The sequence below is a fragment of the Haemophilus sp. SZY H35 genome (genome assembly GCF_018829705.1).
In the GTDB taxonomy this organism is placed as follows: Bacteria; Pseudomonadota; Gammaproteobacteria; order Enterobacterales; family Pasteurellaceae; genus Haemophilus; species Haemophilus haemolyticus_K.
In genome coordinates this window covers 18,300-37,422 of sequence record NZ_JAHKJZ010000004.1, presented here as the reverse complement: position 1 = coordinate 37,422, position 19,123 = coordinate 18,300, and the positions used below count along the sequence as shown (strand labels likewise).

At 38.4% G+C, this 19,123-nt stretch carries 16 protein-coding genes and 2 tRNA genes; 6 read left to right on the top strand and 12 right to left on the bottom strand.

Annotation, left to right across the window (positions count from 1 at the left end):
* Nucleotides 1–52 precede the first annotated feature (52 nt).
* The gene (gene metX / locus KP710_RS07885; protein WP_111407939.1) at nucleotides 53–1,129 is read right to left on the bottom strand and encodes a homoserine O-acetyltransferase MetX; all 1,077 of its coding nucleotides are present in this window, start codon (nucleotides 1,127–1,129) and stop codon (nucleotides 53–55) included.
* A 157-nt stretch (nucleotides 1,130–1,286) separates the two neighbouring features.
* Here metX and KP710_RS07880 point away from each other — a divergent pair, with 157 nt between their 5' ends.
* A complete protein-coding gene (locus KP710_RS07880; protein ID WP_111407940.1) occupies nucleotides 1,287–1,973 on the top strand; it encodes a SanA/YdcF family protein in 687 nt (228 codons plus the stop codon).
* A gap of 3 nt (nucleotides 1,974–1,976) precedes the next feature.
* Here the strand turns inward: KP710_RS07880 and folC are convergent, their stop codons facing one another.
* Nucleotides 1,977–3,281 carry a bifunctional tetrahydrofolate synthase/dihydrofolate synthase gene (gene folC, locus KP710_RS07875; protein ID WP_165818759.1) on the bottom strand — a complete coding sequence of 435 codons (1,305 nt, stop codon included), beginning with the start codon at nucleotides 3,279–3,281 and terminating at the stop codon, nucleotides 1,977–1,979.
* Nucleotide 3,282: 1 nt separating this feature from the next.
* Nucleotides 3,283–4,173 carry an acetyl-CoA carboxylase, carboxyltransferase subunit beta gene (gene accD, locus KP710_RS07870; protein ID WP_111407942.1) on the bottom strand — a complete coding sequence of 297 codons (891 nt, stop codon included), beginning with the start codon at nucleotides 4,171–4,173 and terminating at the stop codon, nucleotides 3,283–3,285.
* 202 nt (nucleotides 4,174–4,375) lie between these two features.
* Here accD and KP710_RS07865 point away from each other — a divergent pair, with 202 nt between their 5' ends.
* The gene (locus KP710_RS07865; RefSeq protein WP_111407943.1) at nucleotides 4,376–5,767 is read left to right on the top strand and encodes a DegQ family serine endoprotease; all 1,392 of its coding nucleotides are present in this window, start codon (nucleotides 4,376–4,378) and stop codon (nucleotides 5,765–5,767) included.
* 56 nt (nucleotides 5,768–5,823) lie between these two features.
* On the opposite strand, the gene mfd is transcribed toward KP710_RS07865, so the two are convergent.
* Nucleotides 5,824–9,264 (bottom strand): transcription-repair coupling factor, encoded by a 3,441-nt coding sequence (mfd, locus tag KP710_RS07860; RefSeq protein ID WP_111407944.1) that lies wholly within the window; start codon nucleotides 9,262–9,264, stop codon nucleotides 5,824–5,826.
* A gap of 191 nt (nucleotides 9,265–9,455) precedes the next feature.
* Here mfd and KP710_RS07855 point away from each other — a divergent pair, with 191 nt between their 5' ends.
* Nucleotides 9,456–10,223 (top strand): TOBE domain-containing protein, encoded by a 768-nt coding sequence (locus KP710_RS07855; protein WP_111407945.1) that lies wholly within the window; start codon nucleotides 9,456–9,458, stop codon nucleotides 10,221–10,223.
* Between the two features lie 91 nt (nucleotides 10,224–10,314).
* On the opposite strand, the gene KP710_RS07850 is transcribed toward KP710_RS07855, so the two are convergent.
* From KP710_RS07850 to rsgA, 7 genes are all read right to left on the bottom strand, one after another.
* Nucleotides 10,315–10,770 (bottom strand): NfeD family protein, encoded by a 456-nt coding sequence (locus KP710_RS07850; protein WP_111407946.1) that lies wholly within the window; start codon nucleotides 10,768–10,770, stop codon nucleotides 10,315–10,317.
* Nucleotides 10,771–10,853: 83 nt separating this feature from the next.
* Complete coding sequence (locus KP710_RS07845; protein ID WP_111407947.1) at nucleotides 10,854–11,771, bottom strand: SPFH domain-containing protein; 918 nt, start codon at nucleotides 11,769–11,771, stop codon at nucleotides 10,854–10,856.
* A gap of 79 nt (nucleotides 11,772–11,850) precedes the next feature.
* Nucleotides 11,851–13,050 carry a mannose-6-phosphate isomerase, class I gene (gene manA / locus KP710_RS07840; RefSeq protein ID WP_111407948.1) on the bottom strand — a complete coding sequence of 400 codons (1,200 nt, stop codon included), beginning with the start codon at nucleotides 13,048–13,050 and terminating at the stop codon, nucleotides 11,851–11,853.
* A 93-nt stretch (nucleotides 13,051–13,143) separates the two neighbouring features.
* Entirely contained in the window at nucleotides 13,144–13,644 is a 501-nt protein-coding gene (gene crr, locus KP710_RS07835) for a PTS glucose transporter subunit IIA (RefSeq protein WP_046949602.1), read from the bottom strand.
* A gap of 60 nt (nucleotides 13,645–13,704) precedes the next feature.
* Nucleotides 13,705–15,432 (bottom strand): phosphoenolpyruvate-protein phosphotransferase PtsI, encoded by a 1,728-nt coding sequence (gene ptsI, locus KP710_RS07830; protein WP_048953067.1) that lies wholly within the window; start codon nucleotides 15,430–15,432, stop codon nucleotides 13,705–13,707.
* Nucleotides 15,433–15,511: 79 nt separating this feature from the next.
* Nucleotides 15,512–15,769, bottom strand: coding sequence for a phosphocarrier protein Hpr (ptsH, locus tag KP710_RS07825; protein WP_005635899.1), 258 nt, complete (start codon nucleotides 15,767–15,769; stop codon nucleotides 15,512–15,514).
* Between the two features lie 159 nt (nucleotides 15,770–15,928).
* Nucleotides 15,929–16,969 (bottom strand): small ribosomal subunit biogenesis GTPase RsgA, encoded by a 1,041-nt coding sequence (rsgA, locus tag KP710_RS07820; RefSeq protein WP_111407949.1) that lies wholly within the window; start codon nucleotides 16,967–16,969, stop codon nucleotides 15,929–15,931.
* A gap of 70 nt (nucleotides 16,970–17,039) precedes the next feature.
* Between rsgA and orn the strand changes: the two genes are divergently transcribed.
* The 3 genes from orn to KP710_RS07805 all read left to right on the top strand — a co-directional run bounded on the left by orn (nucleotide 17,040) and on the right by KP710_RS07805 (nucleotide 17,858).
* Nucleotides 17,040–17,588 carry an oligoribonuclease gene (gene orn, locus KP710_RS07815; RefSeq protein ID WP_009500975.1) on the top strand — a complete coding sequence of 183 codons (549 nt, stop codon included), beginning with the start codon at nucleotides 17,040–17,042 and terminating at the stop codon, nucleotides 17,586–17,588.
* Between the two features lie 93 nt (nucleotides 17,589–17,681).
* A tRNA-Gly gene (locus KP710_RS07810) sits at nucleotides 17,682–17,757 on the top strand.
* Nucleotides 17,758–17,782: 25 nt separating this feature from the next.
* A tRNA-Gly gene (locus tag KP710_RS07805) sits at nucleotides 17,783–17,858 on the top strand.
* 129 nt (nucleotides 17,859–17,987) lie between these two features.
* Here KP710_RS07805 and wecA read toward each other — a convergent pair.
* Entirely contained in the window at nucleotides 17,988–19,055 is a 1,068-nt protein-coding gene (gene wecA, locus KP710_RS07800; RefSeq protein WP_048952663.1) for a UDP-N-acetylglucosamine--undecaprenyl-phosphate N-acetylglucosaminephosphotransferase, read from the bottom strand.
* Nucleotides 19,056–19,123: the final 68 nt, after the last annotated feature.

Sequence of the window (19,123 nt, the reverse complement as noted above, 5' to 3'; positions counted from 1 at the left end):
AACCTATTATAAAAGAAAAAGTGCGGTGAAATTTCACCGCACTTTTTTATATCTAATTACCAGCCAAACCACCTCTAATTCGTTTTTCAAACTGATCATAATCCACTAAAAACGCATCGTGTCCGTAATCTGATGGGAATTCGTAAAAATGTAGATCGACTCCACTTTGTTCTAAAAGCTGTTTACTTTTATAAAGGTCAACTGGCTTAAAGAGCTGGTCCGTTGTCACAGAAACCAACGTATAGCGCGCTTTAATGCGTGATAATGCCTCTTTGACATTTTCATACCCAATACTTGGGTCATACATATCCAACGCACGTAACAAATGCAAATAACTATTGGCATCAAAACGTTCTAAAAATTTTTTGCCTTGGTAAGAAAGGTAGGATTCAACTTGAAAGTAATCGCCCCAAAAACTGCCATCTGATTTTGTAGCCCGTCCAAAGGCTTTTGCAAGCTGTAAATCAGTACGGTAAGTCAACATACCTAGCATACGAGCAATAGATAGCCCTTGATCTGGCGGTGTACCATCATAGTAATCGCCACCATTAAAATTAGGGTCATTAATGACCGCTTGACGCATAACATGGTTAAATCCTATGGCTTCAGCACTAAAATAAATGGATGAGCAAAGATTCACAATATTATCCATAAAATCAGGATAATCAATCGCCCATTGATTCGCTTGCATACCGCCAAAAGATCCACCAATAATGGCTTTTAAATGGCTAATGCCAAGATGATCAAGCAAGGCTTTTTGTACTTTGACAATATCTTGCACGACAATATTAGGAAATTGGCTACCATAGGGTTTACCCGTTTGCGGATTAATTGATGAAGGCCCTGTTGTTCCCTTGCAACCACCTAATACGTTCGAGCTAATAAAAAAATAACGATCCGTATCCAATGCTAAACCTTTGCCCATAAAATTCTGCCACCAGCCATCTCGACCATCATCGAAATAAGGCTCAGCATCGCCAGTCAAAGCGTGGCAAATTAATACTGCATTATTTTTTTCGGCATTGAGCGTACCATAAGTTTGATACGCGACATTGATATGGGAAAGCTTGCCACCAAGCGTCATGGTTAAAGGCTGTGTGTCAAAAAGCACTACATTTTGCACAGACATTGGAAACCTATTGTAATAATGAGAATGGCACTTAAACTATCAGTAAGTCGATTAGGTTGTCAAGAAATTTTAGCCGTCTAAACGGCTAAATTATCACACATCAATGCAATTCATAAAATCCATCAAATTCTCCTTGAAGTGCGGGGAATTTTTCATTATGTTTACAGGCATGATAATAAAAAAATTACCATCAAAATTAACCACACTTTTTCGTATATCGCTCTATACAATCTTTGCACTGATTATGCTTTGCTTGCTTGTCGATAAAGGCGTAAGTTTTTATGTGCGTGATAAGATATTCACGAATATTGATGAAATCCCCCCTCGCGCATATGCTCTTGTGCTGGGCACATCGAAATATATTATTGGTGGAAAACCTAATGCTTATTACGAGTATCGTTTAGCTGCTGCAAAAGAGTTGATCGATCATCAAAAAGTCAATTACCTTTTATTAAGTGGCGATAATCGCACTGTCCAATATAACGAACCAAGAGCAATGTTTCGTGATTTACGAAAAATGGGCGTATCTGAAGCCTCCATGTTCCGTGATTTTGCAGGTTTCCGCACGCTAGATTCCGTTATCCGCGCAGATAAAATTTTCCAAGTACAAGCATTTACGATTGTCAGTCAAAAATTTCATTGCGAACGTGCACTTTTAATTGCTAAAGCACATGATATTGATGCGATTTGTTTTGTAGCCAAACAACCTGAATTACATCTATCTACTCGAATAAGAGAAGTTTTTGCGCGTATAAAAGCGGTTTTGGATTTGACATTAGGTGTTGAGCCTTATTTTTTGGGAGAGCCAGAACCACTGCCCTCCCCAATAAATAAGGTAAATTGATGTTTACTCTACAACAGACCAAAATTCGGCTACGGTGTGGAAAGATCCAAAAACTAAAACAACATCATTTTTTACCGCACTTTTGAGTGCACTACGCATACCATCCATAACCGAGGTATCTGATGTAGCTTGAACATGTGGGAAATGACTTTTCAATTTCTCTGCTAATTCATCGCTTGACTGCCCGCGATAACCGCCTAAGGTTACGCAATGCCATTCATCAATAATAGGCGTTAAATGCGCAAATACACCATTTGCATCTTTGTCTTTGAGCATCCCACATACGGCAATCATTTTGCCCTCTATGTTACATTTAAGTGAGGTCAATTTTTCAGATAAATATTTTGCGGCATGAGGATTATGCCCCACATCAACGATGATTGTTGGCAAAGTTTCAACTGATACGCCAAGATAATCCGCTAATTTTTCACGTCTATCTGCTTTTATTGCTTGAAAACGACCAACCAGTTCTACCTCTTGCAGAGATTTTCGCAAAGTCTGTTCTGAAATATCGAAAGGTAAACATTGAACGGCTGCAAGAGCCGTTGCGGCATTCGCCAATGGGATCTGACAAAACGGCAAATTTTCTAACTGCACTTTTTTATTTTGCCATTGCCAATTTTCAGCATTTTGCTCAAATGACCAATCCACATCACGTCGAGAAACTTGGCAATGTAATTTTTTAGCCTGATCTAACATTGTTTGCGGAACATTAGGTTCGCCAATCACGACAGGGCAATTTTCGCGGAAAATTCCTGCTTTTTCAAAAGCAATAGCCTCTCTGGTATCCCCAAGAAAATCGGTGTGATCAATATCGATGCTAGTAATCACAGCAAGATGGCTATCCACAATATTGGTCGCATCTAAACGGCCACCCAACCCCACTTCTAAAATCACCACATCTAATTTCGCTTGCTTAAATAAATGCAAGGCAGAAAGGGTGCTAAATTCAAAATAAGTCAGCGATTCTGTTTTATTTTCATCAATAAAAGCAAAAGAGGCAGTATGTGCTTCATCGGGTAAATCTTGATTTTGAATGCGTACTCGCTCGTTATAACGTAGTAAATGAGGCGAAGAATACACGCCCACACGTAATCCGTGATTAAGCAGAATCGTTTCTAACAAACGGCAAGTCGTGCCTTTACCATTCGTCCCCCCCACCGTTATCACATAAGGGGTAGGATGAAGTAAATCCAATTTTTCTGCCACGGATTTAATACGATCTAAACCGAGATCGATGGGTTTAAAATGGCTTTTTTCTAAATAAGAAAGCCACTCAGCGAGTGGCGAAGTGGCTTTAAGTTGCATATTATTCATCTTCTGAAATGAGTTCAGGTTCTACAAAAGGAGAAGGTTGATTCGTTAATTTACTCAGTACACTTGCCAAAGTTTTACGCATTTCTGAACGTTTCACGATCATATCAATTGCACCTTTCTCAAGTAAAAACTCACTACGTTGGAAACCTTCAGGAAGTTTTTCACGTACAGTTTGTTCAATAACGCGCGGCCCAGCAAACCCAATTAAAGCCTTTGGCTCGGCAATATTTAAATCACCTAACATCGCGAAACTGGCTGATACGCCACCTAAAGTCGGATCCGTTAATACCGAAATAAACGGCACACCTTTTTCGCGCATTTGAGCAAGTACTGCACTGGTTTTTGCCATTTGCATTAAAGAGAATAATGCTTCCTGCATACGTGCACCACCACTCGCAGAAAAACACACAAATGGACAATTCATTTCCATCGCCTTTTCCGCTGCTTTAACAAATTTTGCACCCACTACAGAACCCATTGAACCGCCCATAAAAGCAAAGTTCGATGCAGCCACAACAATTGGCATATTATAAAGCGTACCAGTCATGGTAATTAACGCATCTTTTTCACCCGTTTCTTTTTGCGCCGCACTGATACGATCTTTATATTTCTTTAAATCTTTAAATTTTAAAATATCTTTTGGTTCTAAATCTGCCGCAATTTCTTGGCTTGAACCTTCGTCCAATAATTTTAATAAACGCTCACGTGCGTCAATACGCATATGATGACCGCATTTAGGGCAAACATAAAGATTACGTTTGAGTTCTTCACTATAAAGTACTTGTTCACAAGCAGTACATTTTGTCCACACGCCTTCCGGCACATTTGCTTTTCGACTAGAAGAAGACGGACTTTTACTAAAAATTCGGTTAATCCAGCTCATTTTTCAACCTTTTTATTGACTAGAAAATTCTGCGTATTAGAGCATAAATTTGCAGAATTTGCTACTTGTAAGGCGTTTTTGTACTGCTCCGATTTCCTTTAGAGACTTTCAATAAATATGAGAAATAAATCCAGGATTGAACATTTTTTTTATTTCTTTGTCTCATAGAGCACGTTATCTGAAATCTATTTTGGAGTATTTTATGAAAAAAACACGTTTTGTATTAAGCAGTATTGCGCTCGGATTAAGTGTATTAGGTACATCATTTGTGGTTCAAGCAGATTTACCAAGCTTTATTTCAGAGCAAAATAGTTTGGCACCCATGTTAGAAAAAGTTCAACCTGCAGTGGTGACACTTTCTGTTGAAGGAAAAGCAAAAGTTGATTCACGTTCTCCTTTTCAAGACGATATTCCTGAAGAATTTAAATTCTTCTTCGGCGATCGTTTTGCTGAACAATTTGGTGGACGCGGAGAGTCAAAACGGAACTTCCGTGGTTTAGGTTCTGGCGTCATTATTAATGCAAATAAAGGCTATGTTTTAACGAATAATCATGTTATTGACGGGGCTGATAAAATTACCGTGCAATTACAAGATGGCCGTGAGTTTAAAGCCAAATTAGTGGGTAAAGATGAGCAATCAGATATTGCATTAGTTCAACTTGAAAAACCAAGTAATTTAACAGAAATCAAATTTGCTGATTCCGATAAATTACGAGTAGGCGATTTTACTGTTGCAATTGGTAATCCATTTGGTTTAGGTCAAACTGTTACATCAGGCATAGTTTCTGCATTAGGTCGCTCAACTGGCTCTGATAGCGGTGCTTATGAAAACTATATTCAAACTGATGCTGCTGTAAACCGCGGTAATTCAGGTGGTGCATTAGTCAACCTAAATGGTGAACTCATTGGTATCAACACCGCGATTATTTCGCCAAGCGGTGGCAATGCAGGAATTGCCTTTGCGATTCCAAGTAATCAAGCAAACAATTTAGTGCAACAAATTTTAGAATTTGGTGAAGTTCGTCGAGGATTGCTTGGTATTAAAGGTGGCGAACTCAATGCTGATTTAGCCAAAGCCTTTAATGTGAGCGCACAACAAGGCGCATTTGTAAGTGAAGTATTACCTAAATCAGCCGCTGAAAAAGCTGGTATTAAAGCGGGAGATATTATCACGGCGATGAACGGTCAAAAAATCTCAAGCTTCGCAGAAATGCGTGCAAAAATTGCCACCTCAGGTGCCGGGAAAGAGATTAGTTTAACTTACTTACGCGATGGTAAATCTCACGATGTTAAAGTGAAATTACAAGCTGATGATGGAAATCAACTTTCCTCTAAAACAGAATTACCTGCGTTAGATGGCGCGACATTGAAAAACTATGATTTAAAAGGTATCAAAGGGATTGAAATCACCAAGGTTCAACCGAACTCGCTTGCTGCGCAACGTGGTTTAAAAGCTGGCGATATTATTATTGGTATAAACCGTCAACAGGTTGAAAACACTACTGAATTAAGTAAAGCGCTTGATGATGAACCATCGGCTGTGGCCTTAAATATTTTACGTGGAGACAACAATTTTTACTTATTAGTACAATAATTCTTCCACCGAAGATATAAACAAAAAGTCCGATCATGATGATCGGACTTCTTTTTTTATGAAGCAATTGCTTTCAACAAATCTGCCACAAATTCTAACCGCACTTTGTTATCAGATAGGTCTTTCATAAACTTAAATTTCAATGGGCCATCAAATCGATACACAATAGGTTCTTTTTGAATTAATTGAATAAATTTATCTGGATTCACTTGTGCTTTTGGTGAAAACTCAATAAAACCGCCTTGCGTTCCTGCATCAATTCGCACAACTTTCAACGGCTCAACCAACAAACGCAACTCTGCAATTTGCAGTAGATTTTTTGTCGCATCTGGCAATAATCCGAATCGGTCTATCAACTCAACTTTTAACTCATCCAACTCTGATTTACTCTCTGCTGCGGCAATACGTTTATAAAAAGATAAACGCATATTCACATCACCTAAATAATCATCAGGCAATAAAGCTGGCACGCGCAATTCAATATCCGCTTGTTGTTGCGTCAATTCTTCTAATGATGGTTCACACCCTTCTTTTAACGCTTTAACCGCCGCATCCAATAATTCCATATAAAGCGAAAAACCAATGCTTTCGATTTGTCCGCTTTGTTCGTTTCCGAGTAATTCGCCAGCGCCACGAATCTCTAAATCATGAGTAGCCAAGATAAAACCAGCCCCAAGATTATCAAGATTTTCCAACGCATCTAGACGGCGTTCGGCATCTTTTGTCATCATTTTAGGTGGTGGCGTAAGCAAATAAGCATAAGCCTGATGATGTGAACGCCCGACTCGTCCGCGTAATTGATGCAACTGAGCCAAACCAAAATGATCTGCTCGTTCAATAATAATGGTATTGGCCGTTGGCACATCAATACCCGTTTCGATAATGGTTGAACAAACTAAGACGTTATAACGCTGATGATAAAAATCACTCATCACACGTTCTAACTCACGTTCTCGCATTTGTCCGTGCCCCACAATCACTCGCGCCTCTGGAACAAGTGCTGTCAGTTTTTCTGCTGTATTTTCAATGCTTGCGACATCATTGTGGAGATAATAAACCTGCCCGCCACGTAAGATTTCACGCAAAATCGCTTCTCGTACAACAAGATCGTCATTCTGGCGGACGAAGGTTTTAATACTTAATCGGCGCGCAGGAGGCGTAGAAATAATGGAAAGATCACGAATACCATTCATCGCCATATTAAGCGTTCGCGGAATTGGCGTTGCCGTTAGGGTAAGAATATCGATATTCGCACGAAGCTGTTTGATTTTCTCTTTTTGCCTTACACCAAAACGGTGTTCTTCATCAATAATCAACAAGCCAAGATCGCTAAATTTTACATCTGATTGAATTAATTTATGGGTACCAATCAGTATATCGACTTTGCCTTCTGCAAGATTTTCAAGAATTTGTTTTTGTTCTTTTGCAGTTTTAAAACGCGATAACACTTCTACATTCACAGGCAAATTCGCAAAACGATCTTTAAAATTCTCATAATGCTGTTGGGCTAACAGTGTGGTTGGCACTAGCACTGCTACTTGCTTATGATTCATCACCGCCAAAAAGGCAGCGCGCATTGCCACTTCAGTTTTACCAAACCCCACATCACCACAAACAAGACGATCCATTGCTTTTGGCTGACACATATCCGAAATTACCGCATTAATTGCCATTTCCTGATCGTAGGTTTCCTCAAAAGGAAAAGTTGCGGCAAACTGTTGAAATTCTTCACGATCATATTTAAAAGCAAAGCCTTTCTTCGCTTCACGTTGTGCGTAAACATCTAGTAACTCTGCCGCCACATCACGAATTTTCTCCGCTGCTTTTTGGCGTGATTTCGCCCAAGCCTCGTTACCCAATTTATGTAATGGCGCACTTTCATCAGAACCACCGACATAACGGCTAATCAAATGTAATGAAGTAACAGGCACATAAAGTTTTGATTCATTTGCATAATTTAGCAGCAAATATTCTGCTTTAATACCGCCTGTATCTAACGTGACCAAACCGCCATAACGTCCCACACCGTGAGCAAGATGCACAACTGGCTGCCCTATTTTCAGCTCGGCAAGATTGCGCACAAGCGTATCAGGATTAATTGTTTTACGTTTATCTCTAGAACGTTGTTGAACACGTTCGCCAAGTAAATTGGTTTCACCAATAATCGCAACAGGAAGCGATTGTTCAATAATAAAACCTTGTTCAAGAGAACTGACTAACAAGCTAAATTTTTCATTTTTAGCCTGATCCAATGATTGAATTTGTTTTGGCTTGAGTTTTAATGGTGAAAGCAAATCAAGTAAAGTCTCTCGGCGACCTTCTGTCTCCACAGAAAACAGTACATTTCCTTTAAAATGCTCAATAAATTGACGTAATTGTCCCAATGGTTCTTTTTGCTGGGATTGAATAGTCAGTTCTGGTAAAGCGGCAACGGGTAAATTTTTCTGGCGTACCGATGACCGCACTTTTTCCGCTTTAAATGTAATGCGTGGATAAGATTTCAATCGGCGATTGACTTCGTCCACATTAAGCCATAATTTTTCAGGCGATAAAAGCGGACGCATTGGATCCACTTTACGTTGTTCATAACGCTGTTTTGCATCTTGATAAAAACGCTCGCCTTGCATTTGGTTATTTTCCATATCCACAAACAGCGTTTGTTCTGGCAAATAATCAAACAAAGTCGCCATTTCAGAAAAGAAAAGTGGCTGCCAGTATTCTATGCCAGAAATCAAGGTACCTTTACTGATTTGCTGATAAATATGTTCAGGATCTCGTCGAATCTCCCCAAAGGTTTCACGAAATTGTGCACGGAAAAATTCAATCCCTTTGTCGTCCGTTGGAAATTCGTGCGCTGGCAAAAGGTTAATTGAGTTAATTTCATCAAGAGTACGTTGCGTATCCACATCAAAAGTGCGAATGGAATCAATTTCATCATCAAAAAAATCAAGACGAAAAGGCACCGCACTTCCCATTGGGAAAAGATCCAACAAGGCTCCACGAATCGCATATTCACCATGTTCTAATACTTGCTCCACAGCGCGATAGCCCGCAGCTTCTAATTGTAAGCGCATTTTATCGATGACCAAACGATCACCTTTTTTAATCAGAAGCACATTGTGTTGTAAGTATTGTGGCGGACAAAGGCGTTGCATTAATGTCGAAATCGGCAATAAGAAAATGCCTTTTTTCGCATTTTGTAAATGGAAAAGCGCACTTAAACGAGAGGAAATGATTTCTTGATGGGGAGAAAAGGTATCGTAAGGTAAGGTTTCCCAATCAGGAAAAAGGCATACATTTTGGCTGCTTAATTCCGATAAAACACGTGATAAACGCACCGCACTTCGCGTATCTGGTGTCACCACTACGGTTAAATTTTGATTTTGCTCTGCAATTTCACTAATCGCCAATGCATCAGCGCCGGGTAATACATTGCCTAAAATTTTGTGATCATTGGGTTGGGTAGGAATATCAGGTTGGAAAAAAGCCGTTTTCATAAATATCAATAACGCATTAATGCTTGTTTAAAAACTGACGAACAGTTTACTGAAGTTCATAATATATTTCAACGATCAACTGTTTAAAAAAACAGTTGGTTAATATTATGCAAAGATAGTTTATCCGCCAGAACGTTTTATCTCATCTATTTTCATAGTAAAATGTCCGTATTGTGATAAGGAACAGAAAAATGAAAAATACCGAGATCTTACTCACCATTAAACTTCAACAAGCACTTTTTATCGATCCAAAACGAGTACGTTTACTCAAAGAAATTCAACAATGCGGTTCGATTAATCAAGCAGCGAAAAATGCAAAAGTGAGCTATAAAAGTGCGTGGGATCATTTAGAAGCGATGAATAAAATCAGCCCTCGCCCATTGCTTGAACGAAATACAGGTGGAAAAAATGGCGGAGGTACGGCGCTTACCACTTATGCCGAGCGCTTATTACAGCTTTATGATTTATTAGAACGTACGCAAGAACACGCTTTTCATATTCTACAAGATGAATCCGTGCCATTAGATAGTTTGCTCACGGCAACTGCACGTTTTTCTTTACAAAGTAGCGCACGCAATCAATTTTTTGGACGGGTGGCACAACAACGAATCATTGACTCTCGTTGTGTTGTGGATGTGAATGTGCAAGGATTACCAACGCCGTTGCAAGTTTCTATTACCACTAAAAGCTCGGCTCGTTTGAAACTGATTACGGAAAAAGAAGTGATGTTGATGTTCAAAGCACCTTGGGTGAAAATTAGTGAAAAACCACTGGATAATCAATCTAATCAGTTCCCTGTAAATATCAAATCACTAAATGAAGAAGAAGCCATCCTTCAATTTACTGACAGCGATATTGAATTTTGTGCCACAGTCCACCAGCCAAATCAATGGCAAATCGGTCAACAGGTTTGGATTCATATTGATCAAGAGCAAATTATTTTAGCGACGCTAGGTTAATCCCAAAGTGCGGTAAATATTGGAAGAACATTTTAATCTCATAAAAAAACAGGCTTGATGCCTGTTTTTTCTTATCGAATAAACCCCAAAACTAATTAGAAAGATTTTTTACAATCAGCGTAATGCCATCCACACGTTCAACTTCAATCAATGCACCGACTGTAAGATTATTACCTTGAATTCGCCAAGTTGTGTCGCCAAAAGCGCCCCGACCAATTCCATTCGCGCCAAGTTCTTGAACAATGCCTTGTTTACCAAGCAAGGCATGATCGCGTTGATTTAATGTTGAATGAGATTGATCATGGCGATCTTTACCATGTTGATATTTCCACCAAATCACAGAAAGTATACAAGCTAATAGCGCATAAAAAATAGTAAGTGAGGCAAGAGAAAGGCTGGGAAAAAGAAATTGTACAAATGCCGTCACTAAAGCTCCTAATCCCCACCATAGCAAAAATATCCCTGGTGTAAGCACTTCACCAATAAGCAAAATAAAGCCTAAAATCAGCCAATGCCAAAGCGTCCAATTTATTAACCAATCCGCCATAGATTCTCCTATTTGCTGTAAGGACTTTTTATTACACAAGAGCGGTGATAAACGATTAAAAAAATCACCGCACTTTATCTAAATTAAGATTTTTTATCGCCCTTTAATAACTCCGCAATACCTGCAACAGAACCAATTAAATTACCAGCTTCTAATGGCATAAGCACAACTTTACTGTTTCCTGAACTACCGATTTCTTTCAATGCTTCCGTGTATTTTTGTGCAATAAAGTAGTTAATCGCTTTGGTATCACCGCTGGTAATTGCTTCAGATACCATTTGCGTTGCTTTTGCTTCAGCTTCCGCGGCACGTTCTCGGGCTTCAGCTTGTAAAAAGGCTTCTTGTCGCTCCCCTTCCGCTTTTAGAATTCTAGCTTGTTTTTCACCTTCAGCACGAAGAATCTGAGCTTGGCGAATCCCTTCAGCCTCTAATACTTCAGCACGTTTATTTCGTTCCGCTTTCATTTGAGCATTCATAGAATCAATCAATTCACGAGGCGGACGAACATCACGAATTTCAATACGAGTTACTTTTATCCCCCATGGATTTGTCGCTTCATCCACAATAGCCAATAATCGACTATTAATAGAATCACGTTGGGAAAGCATTTCATCAAGCTCCATCGAACCAAGCACGGTTCGAATATTTGTCATGGTTAAATTTATGATAGCTTGTTCCAAATGGTTTACTTCATAAGCCGCACTTCGGGCATCAATCACTTGCACAAAACAAACAGCGTCAATAGAAACATTGGCGTTATCTTTAGAAATCACTTCTTGGGAAGGAATGTCTAAAACTTGTTCCATCATATTAATTTTACGGCCAATACGATCAACAAAAGGCATCACTAAATTTAGCCCAGGCATTAACGTTCTTGTGTAACGACCGAAACGTTCGATTGTCCAGTTATGACCTTGTGGTACGGTTTTTACTGTAGAAAACAAAATTAATGCGACTAATATCACAAAAATTAATGTGGAAATAGCGAATCCATCAAGCATATTTTTCTCCTTTATTGAATAGATTGAATAAAAAGTCTATCAAATCCACCCGCACTTTTATAGCCTATTTTGTATAAAATTAAGGCAATTTTGCTACCACTGCATAGCCTTCAATTAAACCTTCCACTTCATAAGCCGCACCTGCAGTAATGAAAGCTGCTTCACCTTGTTTCAAAGAAAGTGCGGTCGTTTCTGAACGTAAATTTAACTGGCCATTCATCACCAATAAAATACTCGCACTTTGTGCTTTTAAATGATGAGTTTCACCACATTCATATTGAATATTTTGCAAAGCGAAATCTTTTGCTGGCGTAGCATAAGTAAATATACGCGTGTCTTGAGGTGCAGACGGGATAATTTTAGGCTCCACTTCACGACAATCGACAATTTTAAGCAATTCTGGAATATCCACATATTTAGGCGTTAAACCACCGCGAATCACATTATCTGAACAAGCCATCAGTTCAATGTTTTGCCCACGTAAATAAGCGTGCGGAATGCCAGCATCTTGGTAAATTCCCTCGCCTTTTTTGAGGTGCACAATATTAAACAAATAGAAACAAATTAAACCTGCATCTAATTTATCTAAAGAAATATTCATTGCATCAATCGTGTAAAGCACCCAATAATCTGGATTAGTTAAATCCAGATTATTAGCCTCATAAGCAGTTTGATTTTCCAACAGAATTGGGGAAAGCCATTGCTGTAATTGGGCCTGTTCTGCTTGCATAATATCGGCATAGAAAGCATGTAAATCTTGTTTATGTAATTTTTTTGCAAGCGGCGCTAAAGATGATCGCGATGCTAAAGTTTCGATAATATCCGATTTATTTTTAAATCCATGCAACAACCAGAAATCAGATAAAGCAATCATCATTTCAGGTTTATGATTGTTATCTTTATAAGTTCGTGTTAATGCTTTTAACTCAATGCCTTTCGCATTTTCTTCTGAAAAACCTATTTCAGCTTGCGTTTTTGTTGGATGAAGTTGAATAGAAAGAGGTTGGGCGACATCAAGAATTTTTAATAAATAGGGTAATTCATCACCAAAACTTGCTCGGCTTTGTGCGCCAAGTGCGGTAGGATTTTTTTGTAAAAATTCAGTAAGTAATATATTTTTACCATCAACCTCAATGCTTGAAGGCGCAGAATGATGTGCGCCTAACCACCATTCAGCATAATATTGATTTTCTTCCGTAGGAATATTTAGTAATTGAGGAATATATTGATGCCCTCCCCATACGTAATTTTGGAGTGAGCCAGTAAGTTTATAGATCATTTTTAATTTTTCCGTTGAATCCTATCTACACCGCAGTTTTATTTACATAAATAAAAAATCCGCACAAAGGCGGACTTTTTTATCGTAAAGAAATTATTTAGTTAAGCTTAATACCACTGACTCTCCAGCGACGACTTCACCTGATTTTTTCACGACGCAAGAAATTTCATCCATATTGGAAATAACAACGGGTGTTAATACAGATTTTGCTTTTGATTCTAATAAAGGAAGATCAAATTCAATCACGGTGTCACCGCGCTTAACAGATTGACCTTCTTGCGCAATACGAGTAAAACCTTCACCTTTCAACTCAACGGTATCAATACCAAAGTGTACAAATAATTCTACACCTTCTTTTGATTCCATTGAGAAAGCATGATTGGTTTCAAAAATTTTACCAATCACACCATCCACTGGCGCAACGATTTTGTTACCGGTAGGACGAATAGCAACACCATCACCCACGATTTTTTCAGAGAAAACTACATCGGGAACATCTTCAATATTTACAATCTCACCAGAGATAGGTGCATAAATTTCAACTTCCACAGATTTGTTTTCTTTTGAACCGAATAACTTGTCAAATAAGCCCATTTTAATCTCCTATCAATTCATAGATGGCTGTTATTTTAACGTAAAATCAAACAATTTTGTTTAATTTAATGCATTTTCCGCCAAAAATTCTTCGATTAACTGCTCAATTTCCGAAGCGGTCGGTTTTTGTAATGCGGCATTAGCAAGTGCTTTTGCATCTTGAAAATTCACATTACGGATTAATTTTTTAATTCGAGGTACGGAAATAGCACTCATACTAAATTCATCTAATCCCATACCAAGTAACAATAAGGTTGCACGTTCATCACCGGCTAATTCACCGCACATTCCCGTCCATTTGCCCTCTGCGTGAGAAGCATCAATTACTTGTTTTATTAAACCAAGTACAGATGGCTGCATCGGATTGTAAAGATGAGAAATTAACTCATTGCCTCGATCCACCGCCAAAGTATATTGGGTTAAATCGTTAGTACCGATACTGAAGAAATCTACTTCTTTTGCTAAGAATTTTGCATTTACAGCAGCAGATGGTGTTTCAACCATGACACCCACTTGGATATGCTCATCGAAAGCTTTTCCTTCTGCACGTAATTCCGCTTTTAATGTTTCAATAACCGCTTTTAATTCTCGAATTTCTTCTACAGAAATAATCATCGGGAACATCACGGCCAATTTACCAAACGCTGAAGCACGTAACACCGCGCGTAATTGTGCATTTAAAATTTCACGGCGATCTAACGCAATACGAATCGCACGCCATCCCAAGAATGGATTCATTTCTTTTGGTAAATCTAAATATGGAAGCTCTTTATCGCCACCAATATCCATGGTACGAAGCACGGTTAAACGCCCGTTCATTGCCTCTACGACTTCTTTATAGGCGATGAATTGTTCTTCTTCCGTCGGAAGCTGTTCACGATCCATAAATAAGAATTCAGTTCGGTATAAACCAATACCTTCCGCGCCATTGCGATCTGCTCCTTCACAATCACGGATTGTCCCAATATTCGCGACAACATCAACCTTGTGTCCATCCAATGTGATTGCAGGAAGATCTTTTAATTTAGCTAACTCGGCTTTTTCCTCAGAAATTTTAGCTTCAAGTGTTTTTAATTCATCAATCTGAGATTGCATTGGATTAATATAAACTTGATTATTTATGGCATCTAAGATTAAATAATCACCTGTATTGACTAATTCGGTCACATTATTTGTGCCCACAATCGCTGGTAATTCTAAAGAACGCGCCATAATAGAAGTATGAGACGTTCTACCACCAATATCAGTGACAACCCCTAATACTTTTTCAAGATTAAGTTGAGCAGTTTCTGAAGGAGTCAGATCATAAGCAACAAGAATTGATTCTTCTTGAATATCGCCAAGATCTACTATGTACATGCCCAAAATATTTTTAATTAAACGGTTACCAATATCACGAATATCTCCAGCACGCTCTTTCAAATATTCATCATCGATCTCCGACAACATTGTGACTTGTTGATCAATAATTTTGCTCGCTGCAACTGCGGCATTGACTTTATTTGAACGAAGATAATCAAGAATTTCTTCTTCTAATTCTTCATCCTCAAGAATCATCAAGTGACCTTCAAAGATCGCGGCTTTTTCTTCGCCTAAAGAAATTAATGCGCGCTCTCTGATTGAATTAAGTTGTTCCACCGCCAATGCCCGACCTTCATAAAATCGAGCAATTTCTGCGTCAATTTGATCATCAGTAATTTTTTGCGTATCAAGAACAATCTTTTCTTCTTTGAGAACAAGTGCCTTACCAAAGGCAATACCTGGGGATGCGAGAATGCCAGAAATCATAGATACCTTCCGAAATAATTAAAAAAGGGATAGATAAACAATAGCCATAAAATTTCTCAATTTTATGGCTAAGTCAGTATTATTCTAAGGTTGGAATTAAAGCAACTAAATGGTCTACAGCCTGTTGCTCATCTTCACCTTCTGCAGAAATGGTAATCACTGTTCCCTGTGTTAACCCTAATGTTTGTAGCTTAAACAAACTTTTTGCACTTGCGCTCTTACCAGCAGACGTTACTGTGATATCAGAAGAAAAGGCTTTAGCTTCTTTCACAAATTGCGCAGCTGGGCGAGTATGTAAGCCATTTGGCGCAGTGATTTCGACATCTTTTGAGTACATAATGCTACCTCTACTAAATAATAGTTAAAAAATAAAAACTAAGAAATCGCCTTAGTATCCTTGTTCAAAGCAAAATAATCAACAATAAACACAAAAAACTTAAACTAAATTGTGAAAAAGCAACAAATATGCCTATTTTTTAGCCACCTTACGCAATCGTTAAACTACTGAAAAATGACGTTGTGATTTTGTTTCACTTAAACTTTCAATTAATCGATGGTAATTATCATAACGCACTGGCGAAATTTTCCCTTGCTCGACCGCTTCACGTAATGCACATCCTGGATCGCTCAAATGTTTACAATCACGGAATTTACAAGTTCCCAAAACATATTGAAATTCTCGATACCCTTTTGTGATTTGCTCCGCATCTAAATGCCAAAGCCCAAATTCTCTAATTCCTGGCGAATCAATTAAATTACCACCTTGTGGCAAATGATAAAGACGCGATGATGTCGTCGTATGTTGCCCTAAGCCTGATGTTTCACTCACATCACCTACTTGAGCGTTTACGCTAGGCAAAATATGATTAATTAGACTCGATTTACCAACACCAGATTGCCCAACAAAAATCGCCGTGCCTTGTGCCAAAAGTGCGGTCAATTTTTCCATATTTTCACCACTCTTTGCTGAAATCATTAAAATTTCATAGCCAATATCTTGGTAAATTTTGAGTTGATCTTCAATTTCTTGACGCTGTTCTTGTGCCAATAAATCCACTTTATTCAAAACAATGAGAGGCGTGATTCCTGCAATTTCACACACAACAAGATAACGATCGATAATATTTAAGGAAAGCGTTGGCAATACTGCTGATACAATAATAATACGATCAATATTCGCCGCAATGGGTTTCAAACCATCATAATAGTCCGGACGGGAAATTTCATTTTCTCGAGGGTGAATTGCCTCAATCACGCCACTCACACCTTGTAATTGTTCATTGCCTTTACGCCAAACGACTTTATCTCCCACCACCAAACTCGACAAGGTACGGCGCAAATTACAACGATAAATTTCACCTTGTTCATTTTCTACATCAGCATGAATCGAATAACGCGTTACCACAACACCTTCTTGTGATTCGCCAAGCATTTCATCTGACCATTCAATCTCTTTTTTCTTATGGCGATGTAATGTTTTCGCATTATTCGATTGAATTCTTCTAGTTTGGTTTTGAGTTAATTTACGTTTAGCCATAAAAGTGCGGTCGTTTTTTCCCTTGTTTTTGGTAAAATGAAAAAAATTTTTGCATAGGATACCTGATATTATGCCATTCGATAAACAAAATCTTATTTGGATTGATTTAGAAATGACCGGTTTAGATCCGGAAAAAGAACGTATTATTGAAATTGCGACTATTGTGACAGATAAAAATTTGAATATTTTGGCAGAGGGCCCGGTATTAGCTGTTCATCAATCTGATGAATTACTCAATAAAATGAATGATTGGTGCCAAAAAACACATAGTGAAAACGGCTTAATTGAACGCGTAAAAGCCAGCAAACTCACCGAACGTGCAGCAGAATTACAAACCTTAGACTTTTTAAAAAAATGGGTTCCCAAAGGTGCGTCGCCAATTTGCGGTAACAGTATTGCGCAAGATAAACGCTTCTTAGTGAAATATATGCCTGATTTAGCTGATTATTTTCATTATCGTCATTTAGACGTTAGCACATTAAAAGAACTTGCAGCACGTTGGAAACCTGAAATTTTAGAAGGCTTTAAAAAAGAGAATACGCATTTGGCGCTAGATGACATTCGAGAATCGATTAAAGAGCTAGCTTATTATCGCGAACATTTCATGAAATTAGATTGACGAAAACTTCAACAAAAAATTTCTTTTTATGAAATTGCCCTTGCAAGCCCTAAAAATATTTGTATAATGCGGGCTCATTCACTGATGTGAACTGCGGGAATAGCTCAGTTGGTAGAGCACAACCTTGCCAAGGTTGGGGTCGCGAGTTCGAGCCTCGTTTCCCGCTCCAAATTTCACATTATAAAAGCATTATTGCGGGAATAGCTCAGTTGGTAGAGCACGACCTTGCCAAGGTCGGGGTCGCGAGTTCGAGCCTCGTTTCCCGCTCCAAATTTCAATCCCTAGCCAAAAGGCTAGGGATTTTTTCTATCTATAAAAATAGATCACCAAAATGTTAAAAGTGCGGTGAATTTTCTCAAAAAATAAAGGCTTGTGATTTAATAACACAAGCCTTTATTTTTATGCTTTCTTCAACCGTTTGGCTCGACGTTTCATTCTTCTTACCCAACGAGTAATTCGCCATGCACGCGTAATTGAATATACATAAAGGAAAAATAAAATGAAAAAGCCAATAAACATCGCCCACTCATTCACATAATAAATTTCCCCTAAAATACCAATCGTTGCACAAATTGCAGAAACAAATGTAATCAATAAAAAGGCTTGTCTTGATGTCAACCCAGCTCTCACCATTAAATGATGGACATGTAAACGATCTGGGCGGAATGGGCTCTTACCTTTACGAACTCGGCGATAAATAATCGCAACCATATCAATCAAAGGAATCGCAATAATCCAAAGTGCGGTGACTGGATTCATAGGATGACCTTTTCCTTGTGTACTCAATAACAAAATCCAAATAATGGTAAAACCAATTAATGTACTCCCCGCATCTCCCATAAACACCTTATATTTCGGTCCAAATGGAATCCCTAAATTTAGCATCAAATAAGGCAAAATCGACGCAATTAAAGCAAAACTCCAATGCGCCATATCCATTTGCCCATCTCGATACATCAAGAAACCAATCGCGGCAAAAGAAACGCAAGAAAGCCCACCGAGCAATCCATCAATACCATCAATCATATTAAAGGCATTAATAATCGCGATAGTGGCAAAAACGGTAATAATCAAACCTATTGAACCAAGCGTTAACTGGAAAGGCCCTAAAATCTGACCTAGATGATCAAGATAAACATTCCCAAGATCGATCATTAAAATCGCCAGAATTGCTTGAATCCCCGCTCTTAAGAAAGGACTGATATCAAAGCGATCATCTAAAATCCCAATCGCCAATAAAACAAAAATACTGAACAAATAGAGATACGGTAATCGAAGCTGATCCCATTCCATCAAGTAATAGCAAAGATTACCGACAAAAAGCGATACGCCACCAATTAACGGAATTGCACCCTGGTGGCGTTTGCGATAATTTGGTTTATCAACTAATCCAATTTTATTTGCAATTGGACGCATTACGATAAGCGTAATAAATGCGCCTAAAAACGCAACTAAAAGACTCAACATAATTTGATCCTAAAATTTTTTTGTAAAGGATAACATAAGGGAAATTTACCAATAAAGATATTTTTAAC